The 24,045-nt window shown below is 49.8% G+C and carries 19 protein-coding genes; 16 read left to right on the top strand and 3 right to left on the bottom strand.

Annotated features, from left to right (window positions below):
• Positions 1–36 precede the first annotated feature (36 nt).
• The 16 genes from JI741_RS33085 (at position 37) to JI741_RS17560 (ending at position 20,919) form a co-directional block, all read left to right on the top strand.
• The gene (locus tag JI741_RS33085) at positions 37–903 is read left to right on the top strand and encodes a 3-hydroxyacyl-CoA dehydrogenase family protein (protein ID WP_202011951.1); all 867 of its coding nucleotides are present in this window, start codon (positions 37–39) and stop codon (positions 901–903) included.
• 20 nt (positions 904–923) lie between these two features.
• Positions 924–1,178, top strand: coding sequence for an acyl carrier protein (locus tag JI741_RS17630; protein WP_202011949.1), 255 nt, complete (start codon positions 924–926; stop codon positions 1,176–1,178).
• 2 nt (positions 1,179–1,180) lie between these two features.
• The gene (locus JI741_RS17625) at positions 1,181–2,329 is read left to right on the top strand and encodes an acyl-CoA dehydrogenase family protein (protein ID WP_202011947.1); all 1,149 of its coding nucleotides are present in this window, start codon (positions 1,181–1,183) and stop codon (positions 2,327–2,329) included.
• Positions 2,330–2,346: 17 nt separating this feature from the next.
• Positions 2,347–3,951, top strand: a complete 1,605-nt coding sequence (locus JI741_RS17620) for a non-ribosomal peptide synthetase (protein ID WP_202011945.1) — start codon at positions 2,347–2,349, stop codon at positions 3,949–3,951.
• Positions 3,952–4,027: 76 nt separating this feature from the next.
• Entirely contained in the window at positions 4,028–10,138 is a 6,111-nt protein-coding gene (locus JI741_RS17615) for a type I polyketide synthase (RefSeq protein ID WP_202011943.1), read from the top strand.
• A 41-nt stretch (positions 10,139–10,179) separates the two neighbouring features.
• Positions 10,180–11,871 (top strand): cyclic peptide export ABC transporter, encoded by a 1,692-nt coding sequence (locus tag JI741_RS17610; protein ID WP_202011935.1) that lies wholly within the window; start codon positions 10,180–10,182, stop codon positions 11,869–11,871.
• Between the two features lie 10 nt (positions 11,872–11,881).
• Complete coding sequence (locus JI741_RS17605) at positions 11,882–12,148, top strand: hypothetical protein (RefSeq protein WP_202011933.1); 267 nt, start codon at positions 11,882–11,884, stop codon at positions 12,146–12,148.
• Positions 12,149–12,304: 156 nt separating this feature from the next.
• Positions 12,305–13,021 (top strand): thioesterase II family protein, encoded by a 717-nt coding sequence (locus JI741_RS17600; protein ID WP_202011931.1) that lies wholly within the window; start codon positions 12,305–12,307, stop codon positions 13,019–13,021.
• 80 nt (positions 13,022–13,101) lie between these two features.
• On the top strand, positions 13,102–14,067 hold the full coding sequence (gene rfaD, locus JI741_RS17595; protein ID WP_202011929.1) for an ADP-glyceromanno-heptose 6-epimerase: 966 nt from the start codon (positions 13,102–13,104) through the stop codon (positions 14,065–14,067).
• Positions 14,068–14,107: 40 nt separating this feature from the next.
• Positions 14,108–14,731 (top strand): D-sedoheptulose-7-phosphate isomerase, encoded by a 624-nt coding sequence (locus tag JI741_RS17590; protein WP_202011927.1) that lies wholly within the window; start codon positions 14,108–14,110, stop codon positions 14,729–14,731.
• On the top strand, positions 14,706–16,178 hold the full coding sequence (gene rfaE1 / locus JI741_RS17585) for a D-glycero-beta-D-manno-heptose-7-phosphate kinase (protein WP_202011925.1): 1,473 nt from the start codon (positions 14,706–14,708) through the stop codon (positions 16,176–16,178). Before JI741_RS17590 ends, rfaE1 begins: the two co-directional genes overlap by 26 nt.
• Before the next feature lie 36 nt (positions 16,179–16,214).
• A complete protein-coding gene (locus tag JI741_RS17580; protein WP_236676129.1) occupies positions 16,215–16,922 on the top strand; it encodes a class I SAM-dependent methyltransferase in 708 nt (235 codons plus the stop codon).
• A 10-nt stretch (positions 16,923–16,932) separates the two neighbouring features.
• Positions 16,933–17,316, top strand: a complete 384-nt coding sequence (locus tag JI741_RS17575; protein WP_202011915.1) for a hypothetical protein — start codon at positions 16,933–16,935, stop codon at positions 17,314–17,316.
• A gap of 307 nt (positions 17,317–17,623) precedes the next feature.
• A complete protein-coding gene (locus tag JI741_RS17570) occupies positions 17,624–19,165 on the top strand; it encodes a condensation domain-containing protein (RefSeq protein ID WP_202011913.1) in 1,542 nt (513 codons plus the stop codon).
• Between the two features lie 28 nt (positions 19,166–19,193).
• Positions 19,194–20,099, top strand: coding sequence for a glycosyltransferase (locus tag JI741_RS17565; RefSeq protein ID WP_202011911.1), 906 nt, complete (start codon positions 19,194–19,196; stop codon positions 20,097–20,099).
• 4 nt (positions 20,100–20,103) lie between these two features.
• Positions 20,104–20,919, top strand: coding sequence for a glycosyltransferase domain-containing protein (locus JI741_RS17560; RefSeq protein ID WP_202011909.1), 816 nt, complete (start codon positions 20,104–20,106; stop codon positions 20,917–20,919).
• Positions 20,920–21,503: 584 nt separating this feature from the next.
• Here JI741_RS17560 and JI741_RS17555 read toward each other — a convergent pair.
• From JI741_RS17555 to JI741_RS17545, 3 genes are all read right to left on the bottom strand, one after another.
• Positions 21,504–22,160, bottom strand: a complete 657-nt coding sequence (locus JI741_RS17555; RefSeq protein WP_202011907.1) for a hypothetical protein — start codon at positions 22,158–22,160, stop codon at positions 21,504–21,506.
• Complete coding sequence (locus JI741_RS17550; RefSeq protein ID WP_202011905.1) at positions 22,126–22,383, bottom strand: YegP family protein; 258 nt, start codon at positions 22,381–22,383, stop codon at positions 22,126–22,128. Before JI741_RS17550 ends, JI741_RS17555 begins: the two co-directional genes overlap by 35 nt.
• Positions 22,384–22,772: 389 nt before the next feature.
• Positions 22,773–23,780: a glycoside hydrolase family protein gene (locus tag JI741_RS17545; RefSeq protein ID WP_202011903.1), complete on the bottom strand. Its 1,008-nt coding sequence runs from the start codon at positions 23,778–23,780 to the stop codon at positions 22,773–22,775.
• Positions 23,781–24,045 lie beyond the last annotated feature (265 nt).

Below are 24,045 nucleotides of genomic sequence, written 5' to 3'. Positions count from 1 at the left end.
TAAAAAATTGTATCCATAAACTAAATCTTTTTAAACGTGAAATTTTCAACTATAGGTGTTATTGGTGCAGGAACGATGGGTGTCAGCGTGACTGCAGATTTGTTGTTGCACGACATGGATGTTGTGCTGATCGATGTCTCCGAAGATCGGCTGAAGGAAGCCCGGGCGGAAATCATAAAAACCCTTCGATTTGCACCGATGCTCGCAAAGCATGTGAAGGCAGTTTCGGAAGTGACCGTGCTGGAGCGCGTAACTTTCTCTACACACCTCGACGACGTTAGGAACTGCGAGTTCATCGTCGAGAACGTGACAGAAGAGTGGACGATAAAGGAACACGTATACAAAGCCCTGGACCTGATATGCGACAGCGACATCTGCTTTGGCATGAACACATCGTGCACATCCATAACACAGGCGGGCAGCGTTGTTTCGCGACCCGAACGAATTGTGGGCGTGCACTTCATGAACCCGGTATTTCTGAAACCCACCGTAGAAGTCATTCGCGGATTTCATACCTCCAACGAAACACTGCAGGCATTGGAAACACTGCTCCGCCAGATGGGCAAGGAGTCTATTGTGGTAAACGACTATCCGGGCTTTGTGTCCAACAGGATTTCGCACCTCTTCATGAACGAGGCGGCCTACGTGGTGCAAGACCAGGTGGCCAACCCGCAGCAGATCGATGCCATCTTCAAGAAATGCTATGGCCACACCATGGGGCCTCTCGAAACCGCCGACCTCATCGGGCTCGACACGGTGATGCGATCCATCGATGTGCTATACGAAAGTTATCACGACAGCAAATTCAGGTGTTGCCCGCTGCTGCGCAAGATGGTGCTCGCCGGAAACCTGGGTCGAAAATCGGGAAAGGGATTTTATGACTACGCTCACCAAGCAAACTAACCAACATAACTAAACAACATATGGAAACATTGGCAGACTTCGACGTGAAAACGTCCGTTCGGAAATTCATCACAAAGAGCATTGGCATCGGCGACATTCGCGACGATGAAGATCTGTTTGATTCGGGAATTGTGAATTCGCTTTTTTCTATACAGCTCGTCACGTTTATTGAAAAATCGTTTGGTTTGGAAATTACGCAGGACGACCTAGACATGGATAACTTTAAGTCCGTTGACGCAGTGTGCAATTTTGTGAGACGTAAACAAGGAAAGTAGTGATGAACCTCGACCAAGCCCAACGAGATCGCTACCGGGAGTTTAGCGATTTTGTAAACGACAACGTCACGCCCTATGCCGGCGACTGGGACCTCCACCAGCAAATGCCGCGCGACGTCATTCGGGCCATCGGGCGCGAAGGCTATTTCGGGGCTATTGTGCCCGAGGCACTGGGCGGAAAGGCGTGGGACTTTGTGACGTTCGGCTTGCTGAACGAAGCGTTTGGACGCGGCAGCTCATCGCTAACCGTTTTGTTTACGGTGCAAAACATGGTGGCCACGTGTTTGCTCAAATGGGCAAGCGCAAAGCAGGTTGCCAAATGGATTCCCCCCATGGCAAAGGGCGATATCGTTGCATCCTTTGCGCTGACCGAACCCAACGTTGGCAGCGACATACAGTCCATCGGCACACAGTTCGAGTCACACGGCGACATGCTCGTGCTCAACGGCACAAAACGATGGATCACCTTTGCGGGAATAGCAGACATCTACCTGGTGTTTGGTAAGCTCAACGGTCGTCCCATAGCCTGTGTGGTTGAAAAAGATATGCCGGGTGTGGAAGTCACACCCATTCGCGACATGCTCGGATTCAAGGCGTGTCACCTGGCACAGCTCGATTTTCACGACGTGCAGATTCCCGCCGCCAACGTCATTGGCAAAGCAGGATTTGCGCTCTCGCACATCGCGCCCTTGGGGCTGCACTATGGCCGACTGAGCACAGCGTTTTCGTCGGTGGGGCTCATTCGCGCCGCCATGGAAACGAGCATCAAGCGGGCGTCGACGCGCGTGGTGTCGCATGCCACCTTGAACAACATCAGTTCCATCCGGGCCGTCATCACCGAAATGGGGATCAGCTACGACACCAGCTTGATGATGTGTTTGAATGCCGCCACCGCAGAAGACAATCGTTCGCTTCAGGCCATAGAAAAAACAATTCTTGCGAAATATGTCGCGTCCCGAAATGCCGTCAGCGCAGCATCGCAGGCGGTGGTCATCTCGGGTGCACACGGATGCCACGAAGAGTCGTCGCCAACCGCGCGCTTCTATCGCGACGCAAAAATCATGGAAATCATAGAGGGCACCACACAGGTGTTGCAAAATGTTCTGGGAAACTATTATGTGAACCGTGCCGAACCGCTCGTGCTCAATTGATAAAAACTGAACGCACCATGAACACCACGTATCCAAAAACCACCGCATGGGCTGCGAACGAAGCCGACGTGTTGATCGACTTCAACGACACCGATTTTCCGTTCGAAGAAGACGTGACCGTGCAGGAATTATTCGAACGCCATGTGGCGCGCGATCCCGGCCGCATCGCCGTGAAATATAAAAATGAAACGCTGACCTACGGCGAACTGAATGCCCGCGCCAATGCGTTGGCACGCCACCTCCGCAAGGAAGGTGTTTGCCGCGAACAGATTGTGGGCATCCTGTGCACGCGATCGCTCGAAATGATAATCGGAATCTTTGGTATCATGAAAGCCGGTGGCGCATACCTTCCCCTTTCTCCCTACGATCCCTTTGCCAGAGTGCTGCTGCTGCTCGACGACAGTCAGGCGGGCATCCTGCTTGTACAGGAAGAGTGGCGCGACAAGGTGAAGGACTTCACCGGCGCCGTGGTGGCGCTTGAAAATTTTAACGTGCCTGTAGACGACCAGCCGCTGCCGTGCATCAACACCAGTCGCGACCTGCTCTATGTCATCTACACCTCGGGCTCAACCGGCATGCCCAAGGGTGTGCTCATCGAACATCGATCGGTAGTGAATCGGTTGAAGTGGATGCAACATGCCTATCCCATTCAGCCAGACGATGTGCTGCTGCAAAAGACACCCTACAATTTTGATGTGTCGGTGTGGGAGTTGTTCTGGTGGGCCATAGAAGGCGCGCAAATGTGTCTTCTGGCACCAAACGGTGAAAAAAATCCGGCCACGATTATCGACACCATCGAACAGCATAGCGTTTCCGTTATGCATTTTGTGCCGTCTATGCTCGGTGTGTTTCTGGAATACATCCAGGCCTACGACAGCACAAACAAACTGGCAAGCGTGCGACTGGTTTTTGCCAGCGGAGAAAAGCTCAGCACCAAACACGTCAGTCAGTTCAATACATTGTTTAATGTAGACGGCAACAAATCGCTAATCAACCTCTACGGTCCCACGGAAGCCACGGTCGACGTAACGCACTATGATTGTGCAAACGGCGAGGTGGAAGGAAAAATTCCGATCGGAAAACCCATCAGCAATACGCAGATCTATATTGCCGGCCACGAACACAATGTTTTGTCGGTGGGCGAAGAAGGCGAGCTCATCATTGCCGGCGTAGGCGTGGCGAGAGGGTATTTGAATCGCGTGGAACTGACGGCACAAAAATTTGTAAAAAATCCTTTTGCTGAAGGCGAACAAATGTACAGGACGGGCGATCTGGCCCGTTGGTTTCCCGATGGCAACATCGACTACATCAACCGCATCGACAACCAGGTGAAAATTCGCGGACTGCGCATTGAACTGGGAGAAATTGAAGCCCGGTTGCTGAAGCACGAACAAATTGACGAGTGCATTGTCCATACCAGACAATACTCCGAAAGCGTCGTCGTGATTGTGGCCTACTACACCGCGACGACCGAAATAGCACCCAAAGAATTGAAAAACTTCCTGGCAGGCAACTTGCCCGACTATATGATCCCTTCGCGGTTCATAAAGCTTGATGCCATCCCCTTGACGCCAAACGGCAAGGCCGATCGGAAAGCATTGCCGGACCCACGCTCCGTTTAACGAGCGCCCGCTTTTGTGTTAAGACCATGCCCATCGCGGCAGCCTTTGCTTAACCTTTATCTTAACCATCGTTTTTATGAAAGAGGAACATGAAATACGTTCATGGTTGCTGGAGAAATTGTCCGATATACTGGGCATTGACAGAAATCAAATCAGCATCCACAAGCGCTTCAAAGAATATGGACTGGATTCGAAAAATGCGACATTACTTATACATAAATTATCCGCCTGGCTTTCAAGGCCACTGGAGCAGACGTTGGTTTGGGATTATCCAACCCTTCAGGAACTGATCGCCCACCTGATATCAAAAAAATCGGGCCCGGCACCATCAACGCAGACCCGCCCGCGCGACTACACACCCGTAACACACGAGCCGATCGCCATCGTGGGCATGGCTTGCCGTTTTCCAAATGCGGCCGATAAGAATGCCTACTGGGAGTTGTTGAAGAATGGCCTCAGCGGCATTGTGAATGTGCCCGCCGATCGATGGGACGCTGACGAGTTTTATGACAGCGACAATACCCAGGCGGGAAAGATGAACACACGATGGGGAGGGTTTCTGGAACAGGTAGATAAATTTGATCCCGAATTTTTTGGCATCACACCCAAGGAGGCCGTTCAGATAGATCCGCAACAGCGGCTCATGCTCGAACTTTCGTGGGAGGCGTTTGAAGACCTGGGCGTTGTTCCGGCGTCATTGAAAGACAGTAAGACCGGTGTGTTTTACAGCGCCATCTGGAACGACTACCTCATCTTGAACAGCCGCAATGGTCCAAACAACATTGTTCAGCACACAGCCACAGGGCTGCACCACAGCATCATTGCTAACCGCGTGTCCTACACGTTTGGACTTCGCGGCCCCAGCCTCACCATCGACACCGCGTGTTCTTCCGGTCTCGTCACCGTGCACCTGGCCATGCAAAGCATTCGCAGAGGCGAATGCGATATGGCACTGGCCGGCGGCGTGAACCTGATATTGACACCCGAAAGCACAATCGCCATGGCCAAATTCGGAGCCATGGCGCCCGACGGACAATCGAAGGCGTTTGATTCGCGCGCAAACGGTTATGTACGTGGAGAAGGCGGCGGCGTGGTGGTCCTGAAACCATTGTCGAAAGCATTGCGCGATGGCGACCGCATCTATGCCACCGTGCTGGAGAGCGCCGTGAACAACGACGGCTTTAGCAACGGCCTGACCGCACCAAATCCCAAGGCCCAGGAAGAAGCCCTGAGCGAAGCCTACGAACGCGCAGGGGTGGAACCGCACAAAGTTCACTTCGTAGAAACTCACGGGACGGGCACCATCCTGGGCGATCCCATCGAAGCAAAAGCCCTTGGCAAGATCTTATCGGCAAATCGAAATGACGACAACGCACTGTTGTTGGGCTCTGTCAAAACAAACATTGGTCACCTCGAAGGCGCTGCCGGAATTGCAGGCCTCATCAAAGTAGCGCTGGCCATAGAACACAGACAAATTCCGCAGAATCTTAATTTCGAAAGTCCCAACCCCAACATCTCGTTCAACGAGTTGAAGCTGAGCGTTCCCAAAACGCTGACGCCATGGCCCGAACTGGGCAAGCCTGCACTCGCGGGGGTTAGTTCATTTGGTTTTGGAGGCACCAACTGTCACGTGGTGTTGCAAGGCGAAGCGCAATCGCGGCTCCAAGCCCTGTTAACCTTGTCGTCGACCACGCACGAGGAATTACAGAATCTGATGAAGGCCACGTTAACACTGGTCCAGGCAGAAAAGACACTTACACTGAGCGAGTTTTGCTTTGCCATCAATAGCAGAGTTTCGCTTGCCGCACATCGCCGCGCATTCACGGCCGACACGTTCGAAGACCTTGCCATGCAACTAACGACCGCGCTGGGCGGTGAACCTTTTGCCGAAAAAACAGATATCAACAGCACTGTGCCGCCAATCGCGTTTGTGTGCTCCGGTCAGGGGTCGCAATGGATTGGCATGGGCTTGTCGTTGCTTCAACACGAACCTGTGTTTAGAAGCAAAATCAAACAATGCGATGCCCTTGGTAAAACATTTTATGGTGTTTCGGTTCTTGAAGAACTCACCGCCGGCGCCAGTGCAAAACAAACTCCGATAGAAATCATTCAGCCGCTCATCTTTTCCATTCAGGTGGGATTGGCGGCATTGTGGGAATCGTGGGGCATCCGGCCCAACGTGGTGATCGGTCACAGCATGGGAGAGGTGGCCGCGGCGCACATCGCCGGAGTGTTGACCTTGCGCGATGCCATGAAAATCATTTGCGTCAGAAGCAGACTCTTGTCGAACGTGGCCGGAAAGGGAAGCATGGCCGTAGTAGAACTGAACAGCGATGCCCTTGCCCCGATACTGGCACCGTATGGCGACAGCGTTTCCATTGCAGCCTACAACAGTCCCGTATCCACCGTTCTTTCGGGCGACACCACCGCAGTGGCCGCAATCGTAGATCAATTGAACACGGCCAACATCTATTGCAAACAAATCAACGTGGATGTGGCGTCGCACAGTGCACAGATGGACAGCCTGCGCAAAGAACTTCTGGAGGCCCTGTCCGACATCACGCCCTTGCCGGCGCATATCCCCATCGTTTCAACCGTTCATGGGAAACGCCTCGGCTATGAACAGTTCAACAGCACCTACTGGGTTCACAACTTGAGAAAGCCGGTCCGCTTCTTTCAGGGCATTGGTGTGTTGGCGGGTGAACAGGATCATTTGTTTATCGAACTGAGTCCGCATCCGATCCTCAGCAAATCCATTAGCGAAACACTTGACAACAAGGAGAAAAATGCGTGGATAAAAAGCACGCTCGAACGAAACGAGGATGCGCGAAAGACGATGCTCGCCACCCTCTCGGCCGCCTGCGAAGCAGGCCACGATGTCGATTGGAACACGATCTATGCGCGAACTTCGCGACACGAAGCACCATCGAGCCTGGAACCCTGGCTGGCAATACCGCCGGCATCAGGCAAGCCATCGCGCTGGAACATTTTTCCACTGTCGGCCCACACGCCCGAGGCGTTGATAGACTATACGAAAACATTTCAGAAGCAAGCGGCACACGGGGCATTCAACATGACCGACGCGGCGCATGCAGCAGGAGTGAAACGCATGCATCATCCCTGCAGGCTTGGGGTGGTGTCTGATTCGCCGGTCCACCTGTTGCAGGTGTTGGGCGACAGTGTTCAAAAACGGGTCAATGCCTTTGCAATGCCCGGCAGAACCAAAACGCACCAACAGCAAAACCTGGTGTTTGTTTTCTCCGGACAAGGAGCACAATGGCTGGGAATGGCGCGCGAATTGTTTGCGCAGGAAGAAGTTTTTCGCAACGTCATCAAACAATGCGAACGGCTGCTAAAAGCAGAGTCGGCCGGTTGGTCGCTCATAAACAAAATAACAGAAGACCGTCAATGGGTAGACCATAATGAAACAGAGTTTGCCCAGCCCATCATCTTCAGCATTCAGATAGCGCTGGCCGAACTTTGGAAGAGTTGGGGCATCGTGCCCAGCGCCGTGGTGGGCCACAGCATGGGCGAAGTGGCAGCAGCCTGTGTGGCCGGCGTTCTTACCCTGAACGACGCCATAAAAATTATATATCATCGTGGCAAGACCATGCAGGAAATCAAAGGTCACGGCGCCATGGCCATCGTCTATCACGATCCGGCCACGGTGAACGGAAATTTGCCTGCATCGGAATTTGGAAGCGACGTTAGCATTGCTGCCTACAATAGCCATGCAAACACCTTGATTTCCGGAAAACACGATCGGCTGGCAATGGCCGTGGCGCGACTAAAAAGCAAGGGTCTTGCCGTGAAAGATTTTTCGAGAGACTACGCCTTTCATAGCCCGCTCATGCAAGCTTGCAGCGAAACCATGGAGGCACATATGGGTAGCGTTGAATCTCACATGCATGCCGTTCCGATTTATTCTACCCTCACCGGCGATGTTCGCGACGGTCTGGAGTTCGGTGCTGACTATTGGGTTCAAAATGTGGTGAGCCCTGTGCGGTTTGCCGCGGCTATGGAAAGTTTGCTGCGCGACCAATTCAACGTGTTTCTCGAAATAGGGCCTCACCCCGTGTTGTCGTCGCCGATCACCCAGGTGCTGGAAGCAAGCGGAAAAGAAGCCGTGGTGCTCACGTCCCTGAAGCGCGACGAAAGCGCCCATAAGACAATGTACACCGCACTGGCAAAGCTATATGCCATCGGGTTTGATGTGAACTGGGAAAACCTCTATCCGCAAGGCGCGCACCGTTGCGACCTGCCGAAATTTCCATTTCAACGGAAACGCTACTGGCTCACCGACAACAATCGGAGCACCACCACGCCCCAACCGGAAACCCCCAGCACCAAACAGCTGCCCGACAAAACGGTAGACAATCTTCTTTACGATGTGTTCTGGAAAATCAATGACGACGACGCTGCGCTGCCGGAAACGGACCTCACAAAAGATCAACCCTGGATTTTGCTTGCCGATCGGTCGGGCTTTGCCGACCGGCTGATGCAGCAACTCGCGCAACACGATCGCCCCTACATTCTGGTGGAGCAGAACGATCGCTATCAGCAGGTTGATCCGTTTCACTACCGGATCGACCCCGCCAACGCGAGTCACTGTGAAAAACTGGCAACCGATATAATCCGTCATCCGTCTATGGTGGTGAAAGGATTGGTGAACCTCTGGTGCCTCGACGGCACGTCTCTTCCCGGCGATTTTTCGGGCGACGAGCTGTGTAGTGAATACATGCGCACATGCCAATCGGTGATTCATCTTTTCAATGCCTTTTCGACGTATCGCAAAAACGATCTTCATTTCTTTATCATTTCACGGGCCACCCAACATGTAGTCGACACAGAACAAAATCTTCGCGTGCAACACGCCACCCTGTGGGGACTCGGCCGCACCCTGGGCCTTGAAAATCCCAGGATCAAATTCAAAAACATTGACCTCGATGTGGACAACGACGAAACGAACGTTGTCCGTTTGCGCGACGAACTATGCCACGTGAGCAAGGAGGACCGGATTGCCTATCGCAACAGCGAACGCTTTGTGATGCGCATGGTCAAGAGTGCCGCACCTGCCAGCATAACGTCTGGCCTGGTGTGCGATGCACAAAAGGCCTATGTCGTGGTGGGGGGGCTTGGCGGTCTGGGATTGCAAACAGCAGAGTGGCTGATACGCAAGGGAGCCCGGCACCTGGTGCTGGTCACCAAGAGCGGTGTCATCGGCGATCAGGAATCGTTTAGTCGTTTGGTCAGTCACACGGTGAACATTCAGGTGCGAAAGGCCGATGTTGCCAAACGTCATGAGATCGAAGCCGTGTTCAACACCTTAGATCGCGAAGTGGGCGGTGTTGTCCACGCTGCCGGAACGGCCCAGCTAAAAATGGCGCAAGACCAAAGTGAGGACGAATTCAGCGCCATGCTGCTTCCCAAAACGGTGGGCACCTGGAATCTTCACCAACTCACGAAAGAGATGCGTCTTGAATTTTTCATCTGTTTTTCGTCGATCTCTTCGCTCACCGGATCAAAACAAATGAGTGGCTATGCAGCGGCAAATGCATTTCTCGACGGCTTTGCACACTATCGCAAATCGTGTGGCCTGCCGTGCCTGTGCATTAACTGGGGGCCTGTGGGCAAACTGGGCATGGTGGCAAAATTGAAAGACGTGTTCGACGAAAGTTTTATGGCAAAAGTAGGACTCAGGCTGCTGGACGTTGCCGCCATTCCGCAAATTCTCGATCGGCTGGCGGTGCAACGTGCGCGTCAGGCTGTGGCTATGGACTGCGATGTGCGAAAACTCTTTCAGGTGTTTAGTCAGACGACTGCCATGTTCAACGACTTTCCCGCACCTCAGGCGGCCGATGCCGAAGAAGACGTTACACCACTGTCGCAACAGATCCGGATTTTGCCGGAAGATAAATCACGCGCACTCATCGTTCACAACCTTCAGTTGATTACAGAAAGCGTGCTCGGCATTTGTGCGCTCGACATCGACAGGAACCTCCTGGACACGGGCATGGATTCGCTCATGGCCATTGAATTTATAAAAATGGTGCAGGAAAAGTTTCAAGTCAAAATGGAAACAAGTATCGTCTACACCCGCTCAACCCTACGCGAGTTGACAAACGCCATTTTCGAAAAGATGTTTCCCGCGCAAGTGTTGGAAAATATTTCTGTGAACATCAACTAGTGCAGCCTTTCTTCTTTTTCTAACCCTAACTTTTAGTGCATATGAACATCTACAATGTCTTCAAGAGCAAATCAAAAATATTTTACTCGTTCTTGGTACTGTTAGGGATAGTGAACAGCATTACCTATACCGGATTACTGATACTGATTAACAATTCTATTTCGAACCACACATTGTTTGACAATGCGAAATATAATGCGCCATTGTTTTTTGGTGTCATTGTGATCTCCGCCATTTGCAGCAAAATATTTCAATACTATGTGGTGAAGCTAACCAACGACATCCTGTTCAAATTCGAGATGGAAGTACTCGAAAAACTGCGACATGCTGAATTCGAGGCCTTCGAGCAACTGGGCGTGGAGAAAGTGTTCACGGCAATCTCAGACACACGTGTGCTGGGCAAGATTCCGGAAACCTTTATCAATGCATTCAACTCGGCCATCATCGTGCTGTGCTGTATGGGCTATATGTTCATAAATTCCCCTATAGGCGGCGTGTTTATTCTGGGTGTGATCGTGTTCTTGCTGTTGGTATACCTGAAGCGGAACAAAGGCATTGAAACGGAGCTGAATAAACTCCGCGACCTGCAAAACGACTACTACCGCTACCTCAACGACATGTTGCAGGGGTTTAAGGAAATCAAAATGGGTCTCAAGCGCAGCGAGAATATTTTTAACACCTGTTTGCGCACGAACCGGGTAACCGGCAAACGTCTCGGTGAAACCACAGCGATAAAATATCTCGACAACGAATTGATGGGCCGCTACAGCTGGTACATCATTCTCGGACTTGTCATGTATTTGCTTCCCGTGATTACCGATGTGAAAACGGGCATGGTGTCGACCTTCATTGTCACCATACTTTATCTCATCGGGCCGGTGGGCACGCTGATAACGCTTGTTCCGTTCTACACCAGTGTGAAAATTGCCATGGAGCGACTAAAGAAATACGAAGACACCATGAGCACCATCACCGAACGCGACATCTCCTACAATTCGGCGCTCGACTTCAATGGCGATTTTCAAAGCCTGCGCTTCGAACAGCTGACCTATGAATATGCCGCGAAGGAAAGCGAGAAGCCTTTTGTTGTGGGGCCGATCAACCTGGAGATACGAAAGGGCGAAGTGATCTTTATTGTAGGTGGAAATGGAAGTGGAAAAAGCACTTTCATTCATTTGCTCACAGGTCTCTACAAGCCTGTTGCCGGTCATATCTACTACAACGAAAACAAAATTCTGCTGGAGAACTATCCTTATTACAGCAATAAACTATCCGTAATATTCACTCAAAACCACCTGTTTAATGAAAACTATGATGAGTTTAATTTGTCGAGCAGCAACCCGACGCTACGCGCCCACATTGGCGAGATGCAGCTATCAAAGATTGTCGTATTCGATGACGACAACAACCGGATCCATCACGAGCTATCAAAGGGTCAGCAAAAGCGGCTAGCCATGGTATACGCGTTGATGGAGGAAAGAGATGTGCTGGTGTTGGACGAGTGGGCGGCTGAGCAGGATCCTGTTTTCAGAGCCTACTTCTACAAGGTGTTTCTCAAAAAGCTAAGAGCCATGGGAAAAACGATCATCGCCGTAACACATGATGATGCCTACTTTTCGTGCGCCGATCGGATTCTCAAATTCGACTACGGTAACATATGCTACGATCGGCAAACAAACGGCGACATCGTCGTTGCCGAGGGATCAGAATTGCTAATTCCATTTTTAACGTAAAAACAAAACAATGTACATACCCGCTATAATAGAAGTGAAAACGCACCTCGATGAATTACGAAGCCAAGGGCTTGTAAAATCATGGGAACTTCCCTATGAGAACATCCTCACGCGCTTGAGTGCTGCCATCTTCTTTCTGACACCGGAGAAAGATGCCAAGCTCGATGCGATCAGCAACGAACTGAAACGATACGACAATTTTAGCTATCGGCCGAACGAAGAGAAAACGCTCTCGCAGCTGGAATACCGTATCACATTTGCCAGACCCGACACATGACGTCGGGCACAAGGTTCGCACCCGCCCAGGGCGCTGTGCGGACGTTGATAGTTTAGTTATGGTTTGGGGTAACGATGGTTGGTTAGATCATCGTTACCAAATTCCCGAATTTCAAGGCGACGATGTTTTTGCACCGCGCCATTAAACACGAAAACTATGAAAATTAATCTTTTGTGTTTCCCGTTTGCGGGAGGCAGTAAATATTCCTACAACACGTTCTCGAAGATTGCCCCCAGGCATCTTCACATCGTTCCGCTGGACTATCCCGGTAGGGGAGCACGATTCAAGGAATCGCTGTTGACGGAGATGAGCCGCATCGTTGACGACGCCTACGAGTTTGTGAAGAAACACGCCGGCGAAAACTATGCGCTCTACGGACACAGCATGGGCACCGTGGTGGCCTACCTCGTCACTAAGCGCATCGTCAGAGACAATTTGCCAAAACCCCTGCACCTCTTTGTGACCGGCAGGGGCGGGCCATCCATCAGCGACGATGTGAAACCGGCGCGCTATCTGTTGAGCAAAGATAAATTTATCCAAGCCATTAAAGAGCTGGGCGGCAGCCCCGCCGAAGTGCTGGACGACGAAGACATCATGAGTTTTTTCGAACCCATTTTCAGAGCCGATTTTCAGGCGCTCGACACCTATGAATACGAACCGTCGGAAGCATTTGATGTGCCCATCACCGTAATGACCGGCGCCGACGAGCAGGTTTCTTACGAACAGGTTGTGGCCTGGCAGCGCGAAACAACACGGCCCATTGTGGCCCGGCAATTTCCAGGAAACCATTTTTTTATTTTCGATCACGTCAAGGAGATCGTTCGTATCATCGAGAACACCGTAGCCACCGAGTCGCTCGTAGCCGTGGACTAAACACATCGGCCTCTCGTGCCGGCACAGCTTCCCGCACAAGGGAATAGTCTTGTTTAAAAAAAACATTTACCCAAATCAATATGATCGTAGTCACCGGTGCGCTGGGCTTTATCGGCAGTGTGCTTGCCAGAAAATTGCGTGGTGCCGAAATTGTGGCGGTAGACAACTTCCACGACGAGGAACGCAAGAACCGTCTGCGCGATGTGCCAAACCTGACGCGCGTTGACCGCCGTCACTTTCTGGCGTGGCTCGACAAGCATCACGCCGCTGTCGATTTTATTTTTCACCTCGGTGCACGAACCGACACCATTGAGTTTGATCGTGAACTGCTGCGAGCACTCAACACCGACTACACAAAAGCCATTTGGCAACGCTGTGTGCGCTATGACCTCCCGTTGGTTTATGCTTCTTCGGCCGCCACCTACGGCGCGGGAACGCTGGGCTTCAACGACGACGAAGATCACCTCGACAGCCTCACACCCCTCAACCCTTATGGCGACTCAAAACATCACTTCGACACGTGGGCATTGAAGCAGGAACAGCGACCGCCGTTTTGGGCGGGTCTGAAATTCTTCAATGTGTTTGGCCCCAACGAAAATCACAAAGGCAGGATGGCATCGGTCATCTGGCATGCCTATCATCAAATCAACACCACGCATAAGATTCAACTCTTTCGATCCTACAATTCGCAATTCGAAAACGGCCGGCAGGAACGCGACTTTATCTATGTCGAAGATATTGTTGATGTATGCCTGCACATGGCGCACCATCGCCCCGCGTCTGGAATCTACAACGTCGGTTCCGGAAAGGCCCGAAGTTTTTGCGACCTGGCACAAGCACTCTTCCGCGTATGCGGCAAACCCGAAGCCATCGAATTCATAGACATGCCGGAGAAGATGCGGCACACCTACCAATATTTCACCCGCGCAAATGTCGACAAGCTGCGAAACGCAGGATACACACGAGAGTTTTATACGCTCGAAGACGGCATCGCCGACTATGTCGACAACTATCTGAAGCACAACAGGGCGTATGGCAATAACTGATTTTCCTCCTGTACAATTTCATCCTATAACCTTTTACTTTATGGATACATATGATGTCACACTCCACGACAGCGCGATTGATTCTGAAGCGGACACAAAGATTGAAGAAATCATTCAGTCACACACCAACGTGATCGAATCTCTGCTGCTGTTCAATATGCACGGCATAAAGGAACTTTGCAGGGCCACATTAAAATGCTTCAACAGCGGTGGCAAGATTTGTTTTATGGGCAACGGCGGATCGGCCGCCGACAGCCAGCACCTGGCCGCAGAATTTGTGGGTCGTTTCAAAACCAACCGAAAGCCGCTGCCGGCCATGGCCCTCACCACCGACACTTCCATCATCACCGCCGTGGCCAACGACTTTGGTTATGAATACATATTCGAACGTCAGGTCAGCAGCCTCTGCAATCCAGGCGATGTGTTGGTGGCAATATCCACTTCAGGAAACAGCCCGTGTCTTGTGAAGGCCATTGAAGCGGCAAAAACACGCGGCGTGTTCACCATCGGTTTGCTGGGCAAAGATGGTGGCGTGGCCGGCAACCTCGTGGACCTGCCGATCATCGTGGCCGCCAACGACACGGCGAGAATACAGGAAGCACATATTTTAATTGGTCACCTCTTATGTGAATTTTGCGATGAACACTATACACTCCATTACTAGAAACCTCCAGAATGCATCCGTCCTTGTTATAGGTGACGTTATGCTCGACACATATGTCTACGGTTCGGTCGATCGCATTTCTCCGGAAGCGCCGATCCCCGTCTTGAAAATTCAGGAACAGAAGGCCATGTTGGGCGGCGCCGGCAACGTAATTTCAAATCTGAGTTCACTGGGCGCCAGGTCCTGTCTGATCAGTATTATCGGAACCGACGAAAATGGCGGAAAGGTGACCGACCTGCTGAACGCGATCGAGAACGTGACGTCATACTTGCTGAAATGCAAGGCAACACCCACCGTCACTAAAACACGATACGTGTCAGGATATCAACAGATTTTGAGAACCGATGTGGAGGGCGCGCCCGTTCATTCTGTGGCCGTCGAGAACCAGATTATCGAACTGGTGAACCTCCAGTTGGCCACCACCGACATCATTGTGTTGTCGGACTACAAGAAGGGTGTGTTGTCAAGCCGGTTGTGCGAGGGCATCATCAAACTGGCAACGTCAAAAAACATTCCGGTGTTTGTCGATCCCAAAGGAAGCGACTACTCGCTCTACAGAAATGCCACACTCATAAAGCCAAATGAAAAAGAACTGCGGCAAGCCTTTCCCAACGCGAACATTGTTGGCAAGGAAGAATTCTATGCAAGGGAACTGATCGCCAGCCTGGGCGTGCAGTATTGTCTGCTCACACTGGGCAAGGAGGGCATGATGTTGATTACTCCCGAAAACAGCACGTGGTTTGCCGCATGCAAGCGCGATGTATACGATGTGTCGGGGGCAGGCGACACGGTCATCGCCTCGCTGGCAGCGGCCTATGCCACCGGCGCGCAAATGGACGATGCCTGCGCGCTGTCGAATATTGCGGCGGGCATTGTGGTGGGAAAAACGGGAACGTCCACTACCACCGCAGCGGAGATAGAAAGAGAAGTACGTGCCGACAGCAAGGTCAGTAAGATGAAAGAACTGTCGCTGCTGGTGCAGCGCTGGCGTAAAGAAGGATTGACCGTCGGGTTCACCAACGGTTGTTTTGATCTCATTCACGTCGGCCACATCCAGACGTTACTGTTTGCCAAAAAGAATTGCGACCGCCTCATCGTGGCTGTTAACAGCGACTGTTCTGTGAAGCGGCTCAAGGGCGCCACGCGTCCTATTCACAATGAGAAAGAACGTTGCATCGTGATGTCGGAATTCTCCAGCGTCGACGCCATCGTGCTCTTTGAAGACGACACGCCGGAGCATTTGATCCGCACATTGAAACCCGATGTTCTCATTAAGGGCGCCGACTATAAACGTGAAGACGTTGTGGGATTTGATTTTATCCAATCCTATGGTGGTCATGTCGTACTGGCGCCTTACATCAAAAACTCCAGCACCACGGGCATTATATCAAAAATGCAGTCTGTGAAAGTGCCGCGGTTTGCGCCGGAAATGGTGGCGGTCAATTGACAATCAAAGCAAAATCGATTCAACGTAACCTGAAACATGACAATGAACGAATATCTGGAACTAAAAGAAATAGACCTTGACGAACATGTTCACGATGTCAAGCGGAAACTGAAAGACGTATATGCATTCAACATTCTCCAGACACTGCTTGAGGGTCCCTACTTGCCGATGTCTAATTCGGCCATGGGCCCCGTAGACCTGACGTATCTGCTCAACGACATCGTTGTGAACGGCCGGCAAAATATCCTGGAATTCGGAGCTGGTATGTCGACCATTTTGATGGGGCGTCTGATTCGGAAGAATAAACTGACGGCAACGGTCACTACCGTAGAGCATGATCTGAAATGGGTGAAGGTGATGGAAACCCTCATAAAAAACGAGCGGCTCGACGATGTGCTTTCCGTTATTTATGCACCGCTCAAACCATGCCCCCTGGCCTTGCAATCCAACGTGTGGTACGACTTGAACGTATTGAATTTGTTTGCCGGCCCGTGGGACATGGTGGTGATTGACGGACCACCGGCATGGGAGGAAACCAAGGGCCAGGCACGCTACCCGGCGATGCAGTTTGTTATGACTAAACTGGCCCCCAATGCCATCGTGTTTCTGGACGATGCCGATCGCCCGGGCGAGCAATCCATACTTCATCATTGGGAAGATGAATTTGGTATTTCGTTTAAGATAAGAAATGGCTCACTCGGCTATTTTGTGAAAGGCCACAGCTTCAATATCGATCCGTTTTAAAAAGTAGCGTATGCCCCACTTCTATGTTCCGCTCGAAAAACACGCCGGCTACCTCAGCACAACACTATATCACCACGCCAACAATCTCGACGGTCGCGACAACCTGCAGACGATACCGGAGGCTCCGGCCGTCTACTTGATTTGCGGGCGCATCGGTGGCAAAGCGGCTAACCCCCGCATGGTCGGCGAGACGTCTAATTTGCGCCGGTCGATCATGGCGTGTTTTGAATCACCTTCGGACGACGTTCGAATTTTTATGCAGTCCATTAAAATGAAAGAACTGGTCTATGAGCTTGTTCCGGAATTGACTGAAGCACAACGAATGAAAAAGAAAATGCAATGGCACGATCACTATAAACCCGTTCATGATGAAGCGATAGACAAGATTCACTAAAAACCCAGCTCACCTGTAGCGCAAAAAAAGCTCCGACTTGTCGGGGCTTTTTTTGTTTGTAGACATTGCTAAAAAAGAAAAATCCATGGTGATGTTTTTGCGACGATGGTGGGTGAGCGCGTCGGGATTCTCGCATGCCGGTTTTTAAACGAGACAGCCCGAAATCCAATTACGTCTACACCAGAGCAACGTTTGTCTAAAATTTTTTATGTCGCGAAACAGGATCGCGTATTTAGTACGGTCAGCGGTTGGCGACAGCCCGACACCGGCAAAACGCTACCTCACGGCATAAAAACTGAAGCCTGTCATGCACGCAGAAACAAACGAAACAATGGATGTTGAAAACGATGTTCGAACGGCCCTGCTGGAAAATTTGAAGGCCATAAATGTGAGCATTCGCGTGAAGGATGGTCAGCTCGTAATCTCGGGCGCCAAAGAGAATCTCACACCCGAACTGATGCACCTGCTGAAAGCAAATAAGGCCGCCATGGTCACGTATTTTTCAGAACGCCACACCACCCCGCAGACCATTCAACCCATAGAAGATCAGGAATACTACAACACCTCGAACCACCAGCGCGTCGACTGGAATTTTGCTACCAAACGAGGCCGTGGCGAAGATCTGTTCAAGATGACAATTGTCAAAAACGTTTCCGTCGACATCGATGTATTGAAACGCGTGTTCATCCATATCATCAAAAGCCATGAAGCCTTGCGCACAAATTTCTTTACGCTCGATGGCGAACTGAAACTCAAAATTCACGACTACGATGCACAACGCTATGGGGTGGAAGTGTTTGACTGGCGACAACAAAATGACCCCGGCGGCGCTGCAAAAGAATGTATTGATAAGGAAACTGCGCGTATGATTGATCTTGAAAAAGAATGCCTCTTCAAGATGCAGGTCCACCACGTTGACGACGAGTCGTGCCTGATCGCGGTCTTCGCCGAGCACATTGTGTTCGACCTTGCGTCGATCGATTTTCTAATGAATGAATTTTTTGAGATCTACAACGCATTTGTGGCTTGGAGCGACGTGCCTACGACGCGTGAGCAAATTCAGCTGAAAGATTTTGTGGCCTGGAAAAACGACGCCATGGCACACTACGACCACAAAGCCTATTGGGAGGAACGCCATTTGGACAATTCTTTTGAATTTGATTTTAACAAACTCTACGCCCGATTTTCTGAACGTCACGTCGAGAAATTGGCGCACAAACATTTCCATACATTTTTTGTAGGCGAAGACTTGATCGCGAAACTGCGCGTGCTGGCTGTGCAACGTCACGTCAGTCTTTTTGGTTTGGTAACGTCTACGTTTATAATTTTTCTTTCGAGAATATTTGAGCAACGAAATGTGCTCACCTCCATTTTGTTTATGGACCGCGACCGCCTGGAGCTGGAGAACATGGTGGGAAATTGCACGGAATATATCTTTCTGTTCAACAGGATCGATCCTGATAATTCGGTGACCGACGCGGTGGTGGGGCTCTGCCATAATTTTCTGGAATCAACCAAATTCAAATACCCGTGGGAAGCCGACGGCAGTTGGCCCTTCTGCAACAAGAACATATTCAAGATCAACTACCTGGCCACCGAAGCATCAAAACAAAACCACATCCTTGATTTCACGCCACGGCACGTCAGCCAGGTGTCTTCACCCGAGCGGATGTTGGCCAACTCATACCTGGAAATAAAGGAATATGCAAACGGTCTTTCGCTGGAGTGTCGCAGCTATCAATACTATTATGCACCCGGTATGATCGAGGCGCTGTTTGAGCAATACATCAAATTTCTGCACGCAACAACACGGAACCCAACCACGAGAATCATTGACCTGCTGGTTTAATATTTTCAAAACGATCCAAAGAAAAGCTATGAACAACAAAGAGACAAAGATTGATGCTACGGTGATTGTTCCGACCTACAACAGGAGCACGTTGCTGGACTACACCCTTCATTCGATCCTGAACCAGGACCTTGGCCACCAAACCATCGAAGTGATTGTGGCCGACGATGGCTCGGACGACAACACGCGCGAAATTGTTCGGAAGTATGAACCGCTGATGCGCCTTCGTTATTTTTTTCAGGACGACAAAGGTTATCGTGTGGCGTCGGCACGAAACATGGGCATTCGAAATGCACAGGGAGAGATTTTGATTTTTGTAGACAGTGGTGTTTTGCTGGCATCGGGTTGCATACGCGAGCACATTCAAACACACCGGGCGAAAGAGGTGCCACAGGCCGTTATCGGCTATGTGTATGGCTACGACCAATACATCAAAAATGTTGACACGTTTCGCGACGCGATCGACATTCTCGACCCCGACCGCACCATCGGCTTGCTGCGCGAACGCGGTGAGTTTCTGGACATGCGACACGACTTCTACAAAAGCGTCAACTACAGCCTTGCCGGACTGCCCGCGCCGTGGATATTTTTTGTTACCTGCAACGTGTCGGCCACAAAAGCGAGCCTGGTGGAAGTGGGAATGTTTGATGAAAACTACGACTACAACTGGGGTGTTGAAGATCTCGACCTGGGGTACAGGCTGCATGCCAACGATGTATCGTTTGTGGTGAACGCCGCTGCCGAGTCGATCCACTTTCCACACGACCGCGAAGCAACAATGAAAGAAAAATTTGGAGAGGAAGTGGCTAACAAGAAATACTTCAACGGAAAGTACAACACCCTTGCAACGCGGCTGTTCATGGACTGCACGTTTGTTGAATTGAACGACAAAATTCTGGCCCTCCAGTCGGAGCCTTCACGCATAACCTCTTGAAACTATGAAAGTCATAACAGTTATTTCCGATCAGAACTCACACGGTTTCGTGTTGTTGAAATTGTCTTGCGCGCTCAACAGTTTGGAATTTGTGACCATCCACTGCAACGATGATGAATTCTCGGGCAATCGCATGAAGGATTCATTGCTGCGCGACTACTTGGAAGATGTGAACAGCGACGAAATTGTCTTATTCACCGATGGCTACGACTCCCTGCTCATGAGCGACGAGTACGAAATCATGTACAAGTTCAAACAGGCAAAAACAGATCTGTTGTTTAGCGCAGAGAGCTTTTGTTATCCCGACAAAAGCCTAGCGCAGCAATACCCGAAAACGGAAACGCCCTATCGCTATCTGAACAGTGGCGGATTTATCGGACGAGCCGGACTAATAAAGGATTTTCTGTCGGACAACCTGGCCGATCACGAAGACAACTTTCAATTCAGCAATCAATATCTCTGGACGATCCGTTATCTGAACAACCAGGACTTGATATCGCTCGACTCTGCCTGCGAGATATTCTGCACGTTCTCACCCGAGATAGGAGAAGACAGACTTGTGGAAGGCGACAAGGTCAGCTATCAGCAATACAAGGACAGCAAGCAGGAGTGGTTTACAAAAAACTTTATGGTGAGCCGCGGCAGGCTATACAGCAAGATATCGCGCACATTTCCCTGCAACGTTCACTTTAATGGCAAATCAAAATGCCTCATTAACAATGAAGTTCAGAACATGTTGTTTTCCAAAATCCCCGGCTCACACAAGTTTGCGTTGCACAACGTTGAAAGAAATGTCGACATGCCTTTGGAAAAAGTGTAATTGGATTTTCATAGAGCGCTAACATCCTCTATATCCACGAAAAAAAGCAACAAAGGGAATTCATCTTTGTTGCTTTTTTTGCAAATAGAAACTGGTCTCCTGGAAAACTTCACCGCTCCATGTGCCACGAAAGGAGGCCGCTGATGTTACCTAACATGAGCATAAACTTGTTGGTATATCATGGTTAAGATCTCCCTATTGGCTAATAGTAATTTATCCCTCTAATTGCTTAATGTGAATCTTGAATTTTTCTTCTCCCTGAGGTGATAGATTCGTTGATCTTAAGGAATGAGCTCTGCTAAGTGAGGATCAATTCATTGCAACGTAGGTGGCTGTCCCGCCCTCTCCGCGTAAGTGCACTGGACTTGGTCCCTCTAAAACGGAGGTGATTATCTCGTAAAAAAGGGGTGAAGTTTTACGTCAGACTAAGTCGATTTGACAAAGGTTGTTTGGATGTACTGTTTAAATTATTCCACACATGACAATCAGGTGCATGTGTGGAATATAAAGTTGTATCTCCAGGGGCAAAGCAAGCCTTAGAGGAGCCTGTATGCCAGCCCTGTCCAGTGCCGATGAATTTACACCTAACGGTTGTTTTTGGTTAAATCGTCAATTTTGGCTTTAGCCTCATTAAAGGACGAGGCGAGAAATTCAGGGTCACTGATAAAAAGAGTATTGTCGGATCCGTATTGCTCAAGTTTAATATACCAGCTCAGTTTTCCGTCGCTTACAAAATAACCAACCTGAAATCCATCGGTGGTGATAAACTTATTTTCCAGGTAGTAAGGATTGCGGCTTTGGTCTGCTCCGGACGCTTGCTTCAAAGTAGCAAGAGATCTTAGGATTTCCAATAGGTCGGAATATTCGATGGATGCGGAAGAGGTACTGTATTGCGCTCGCTTTTGAATTTGATAGAAATGCATGGTGACTCCGCCGCTTGACAATTTTCTGATTCGCGTTTCAACTGATCCGCCTAATTTGATTTTTAGAGGGGACAGCGGATAGTCTTCAAATTTAAGCATGGAACCTACCTTTGAGCTAAATTCTTCAAATTTAGTAGTCAGTTGCTTCTCTTGAGTCTTTTGATCCTGCGCATTTGATGGCGCGCATATGTGAAACAAAAGTATAAAGCAGACAATTGTCAAGCACGAATGCACGGCTTTGAAAAAATGAATATTTAAAGGGTTTGTCATTTTCTTGTTGGTGTTAATAGGTTTCGCTTTTGCCAAGGACTTTTCCATTTGAAGCCTTTAATAGGAAGCTATAATTGCTCGATGTGTTTTTCTTCTCGTAGCGGTCATTGTAGGGGGCATTTTCTTTCACCGAAGCAATTCCCACTTTGCACGATTGTTTTGTCGTGTAGTTCTCGCTAGCCGCTAATACAATTTCTCCATTCCTAGCGCGCAACACAAAATAGAATTGATTGTTGATCGAGGGCTTGATTCGAAATTTTGGATTTTCCATAGTTATTGGATTTAGTCAGCGAAACTATCTTGAACTTAGAGCAATAGATAATTGATTTTCCTAGACACTCGAAAAAGTTTCCCAAATCCCAATAACAACATCCGCGGCAAGGGAACAGGTGACGATTTATCAATAAAAGTGATGACTTGCCTGATTGGAACTTCTCCAAGGTCTTTAGTCAAGCAAGGGCTGGGGATAATTTTTTATCTTCAATCTAATTGTTCTACTTCCTGCTCACTAAAATTTATCCGACCTTCTAAGGGATTTGAAAAATTTCGCAAGTAGAATAAGACATGCGGCGGGACGGGAAATTGTTATGATTATGTCGATGATCTCTTAGTATTTTTATCCCGACAAATAGTTGTAGGAGCATGGGAGTGCCCATAAAATCACCAATCCAAAGGAAAATCAGATTCGGCATACCCAATGGAGAAGTCTGCACCACTGCCCTTGACGGTTACGCCCATATACCAAATGCGGACTTTATTATTTTCGATGATTACGGAGGGGGCTATTACGTCGCTGCCTTCCCAATCCAAGGTGGGTTGAATGATCGGATCAGGATACACCTCGTAAGGGCCCAGTATGTTTTCACTTCGGGCAACACCAATGCTGTGATCGCCGGAAATGAACAAGTAGAATAGGCCATCGGGCCCTTTCACCAAGTCCGGTTCTTTAATGACTTCGGCCCAGGGTAGATTTTTGTCGGCTCCCGTCAATACAGGGTTGGGGAGCTTTGTCCAGTTTATGCCGTCGGGAGAAGTCGCTCCGAGAATCCCGATAAATGCCGGCGAACAATTCTCGATGCAATAGCCTACATAGAGCATGTAGTAGGTATCGCCCTCTTTCAATAGGGTTGGAGAGAACAAGGCGTTTGCATCCTTTGCGTTGTTTGCTCCGATCGCCAATATCGGGTCCGATGAAATTCGGGTGAAGTTGATTTTGTCCGCTGAGGTAGCCAGCCCAATTTGTCCTTTTGCTACAATGGTTCCGGCAGCGTCGGCCTCTTTTTCATAGCCACAATAAAACATCATCACTTTATCACCCTCACGCATCACGGCATTGGCTTCAAGATGATTGTCCCATTTGCCGGGATTTGCGTCAAGCGAAATGCTTTCGTCTCCTGCCTTATTATTGTCTGAAGGTATCCACTGCTTTCCATCGATAGATTTGGCGCCGGCGATAACCAGTTTCTCATGGCCATCAATGACAAGGCTTGAGTAGTACATTCTCAGTGTATCGCCGTCCCTCACCACGTCCGGATCAGCAGCAGTCAACGTTCCTTCCCAGACAGGATTGGATACCTTTTTAAAAGAAAGCCCTGATTTCTCATTATCCTCCTTGCAGGACAATGCTAGGAAGGCGAGGACAAGGGTGGCAATGAAAGTTGCTCTCATGAATCTATGGTGATTGAGTATTTAAGTTAGTTAATCTACAACTTGTTAAATGTATTTCTTAGCGTGGATATTGGTTCATAGTCAACTGGTGTGCAGTTTTCAACAACGTCATAGCGGGGCTATAGTTTCGGGGAAGTCTCATGAGTCAGATTGCGTTTGCAGTCAGAAGAACATTAAATTCAAAAGGAGTTTTTTCCTTTAGCCGAGGTGATAAATCCGGTGATCCTGTCCCGCCCTCATCTCTGCCTTTAAAAGAGGTTGCCGT

The organism is Chryseolinea lacunae, assembly GCF_016735595.1.
GTDB classification, from domain to species: domain Bacteria; phylum Bacteroidota; class Bacteroidia; order Cytophagales; family Cyclobacteriaceae; genus Chryseolinea; species Chryseolinea lacunae.
The sequence above is the reverse complement of the archived record's forward strand: the minus strand, read 5'-3'. Positions and strand labels throughout refer to the sequence as shown.

Excerpts from the sequence above, each read along its gene's own strand:
- JI741_RS17630 (WP_202011949.1), top strand. The coding sequence starts at position 924 with ATGGAAACATTGGCAGACTTCGACGTGAAAACGTCCGTTCGGAAATTC.
- JI741_RS17625 (WP_202011947.1), top strand. The coding sequence starts at position 1,181 with ATGAACCTCGACCAAGCCCAACGAGATCGCTACCGGGAGTTTAGCGAT.
- JI741_RS17620 (WP_202011945.1), top strand. The coding sequence starts at position 2,347 with ATGAACACCACGTATCCAAAAACCACCGCATGGGCTGCGAACGAAGCC.
- JI741_RS17615 (WP_202011943.1), top strand. The coding sequence starts at position 4,028 with ATGAAAGAGGAACATGAAATACGTTCATGGTTGCTGGAGAAATTGTCC.
- JI741_RS17610 (WP_202011935.1), top strand. The coding sequence starts at position 10,180 with ATGAACATCTACAATGTCTTCAAGAGCAAATCAAAAATATTTTACTCG.
- JI741_RS17605 (WP_202011933.1), top strand. The coding sequence starts at position 11,882 with ATGTACATACCCGCTATAATAGAAGTGAAAACGCACCTCGATGAATTA.
- JI741_RS17600 (WP_202011931.1), top strand. The coding sequence starts at position 12,305 with ATGAAAATTAATCTTTTGTGTTTCCCGTTTGCGGGAGGCAGTAAATAT.
- rfaD (WP_202011929.1), top strand. The coding sequence starts at position 13,102 with ATGATCGTAGTCACCGGTGCGCTGGGCTTTATCGGCAGTGTGCTTGCC.
- JI741_RS17590 (WP_202011927.1), top strand. The coding sequence starts at position 14,108 with ATGGATACATATGATGTCACACTCCACGACAGCGCGATTGATTCTGAA.
- rfaE1 (WP_202011925.1), top strand. The coding sequence starts at position 14,706 with ATGAACACTATACACTCCATTACTAGAAACCTCCAGAATGCATCCGTC.
- JI741_RS17580 (WP_236676129.1), top strand. The coding sequence starts at position 16,215 with ATGACAATGAACGAATATCTGGAACTAAAAGAAATAGACCTTGACGAA.
- JI741_RS17575 (WP_202011915.1), top strand. The coding sequence starts at position 16,933 with ATGCCCCACTTCTATGTTCCGCTCGAAAAACACGCCGGCTACCTCAGC.
- JI741_RS17570 (WP_202011913.1), top strand. The coding sequence starts at position 17,624 with ATGCACGCAGAAACAAACGAAACAATGGATGTTGAAAACGATGTTCGA.
- JI741_RS17565 (WP_202011911.1), top strand. The coding sequence starts at position 19,194 with ATGAACAACAAAGAGACAAAGATTGATGCTACGGTGATTGTTCCGACC.
- JI741_RS17560 (WP_202011909.1), top strand. The coding sequence starts at position 20,104 with ATGAAAGTCATAACAGTTATTTCCGATCAGAACTCACACGGTTTCGTG.
- JI741_RS17555 (WP_202011907.1), bottom strand. The coding sequence starts at position 22,160 with ATGGAAAAGTCCTTGGCAAAAGCGAAACCTATTAACACCAACAAGAAA.
- JI741_RS17550 (WP_202011905.1), bottom strand. The coding sequence starts at position 22,383 with ATGGAAAATCCAAAATTTCGAATCAAGCCCTCGATCAACAATCAATTC.
- JI741_RS17545 (WP_202011903.1), bottom strand. The coding sequence starts at position 23,780 with ATGAGAGCAACTTTCATTGCCACCCTTGTCCTCGCCTTCCTAGCATTG.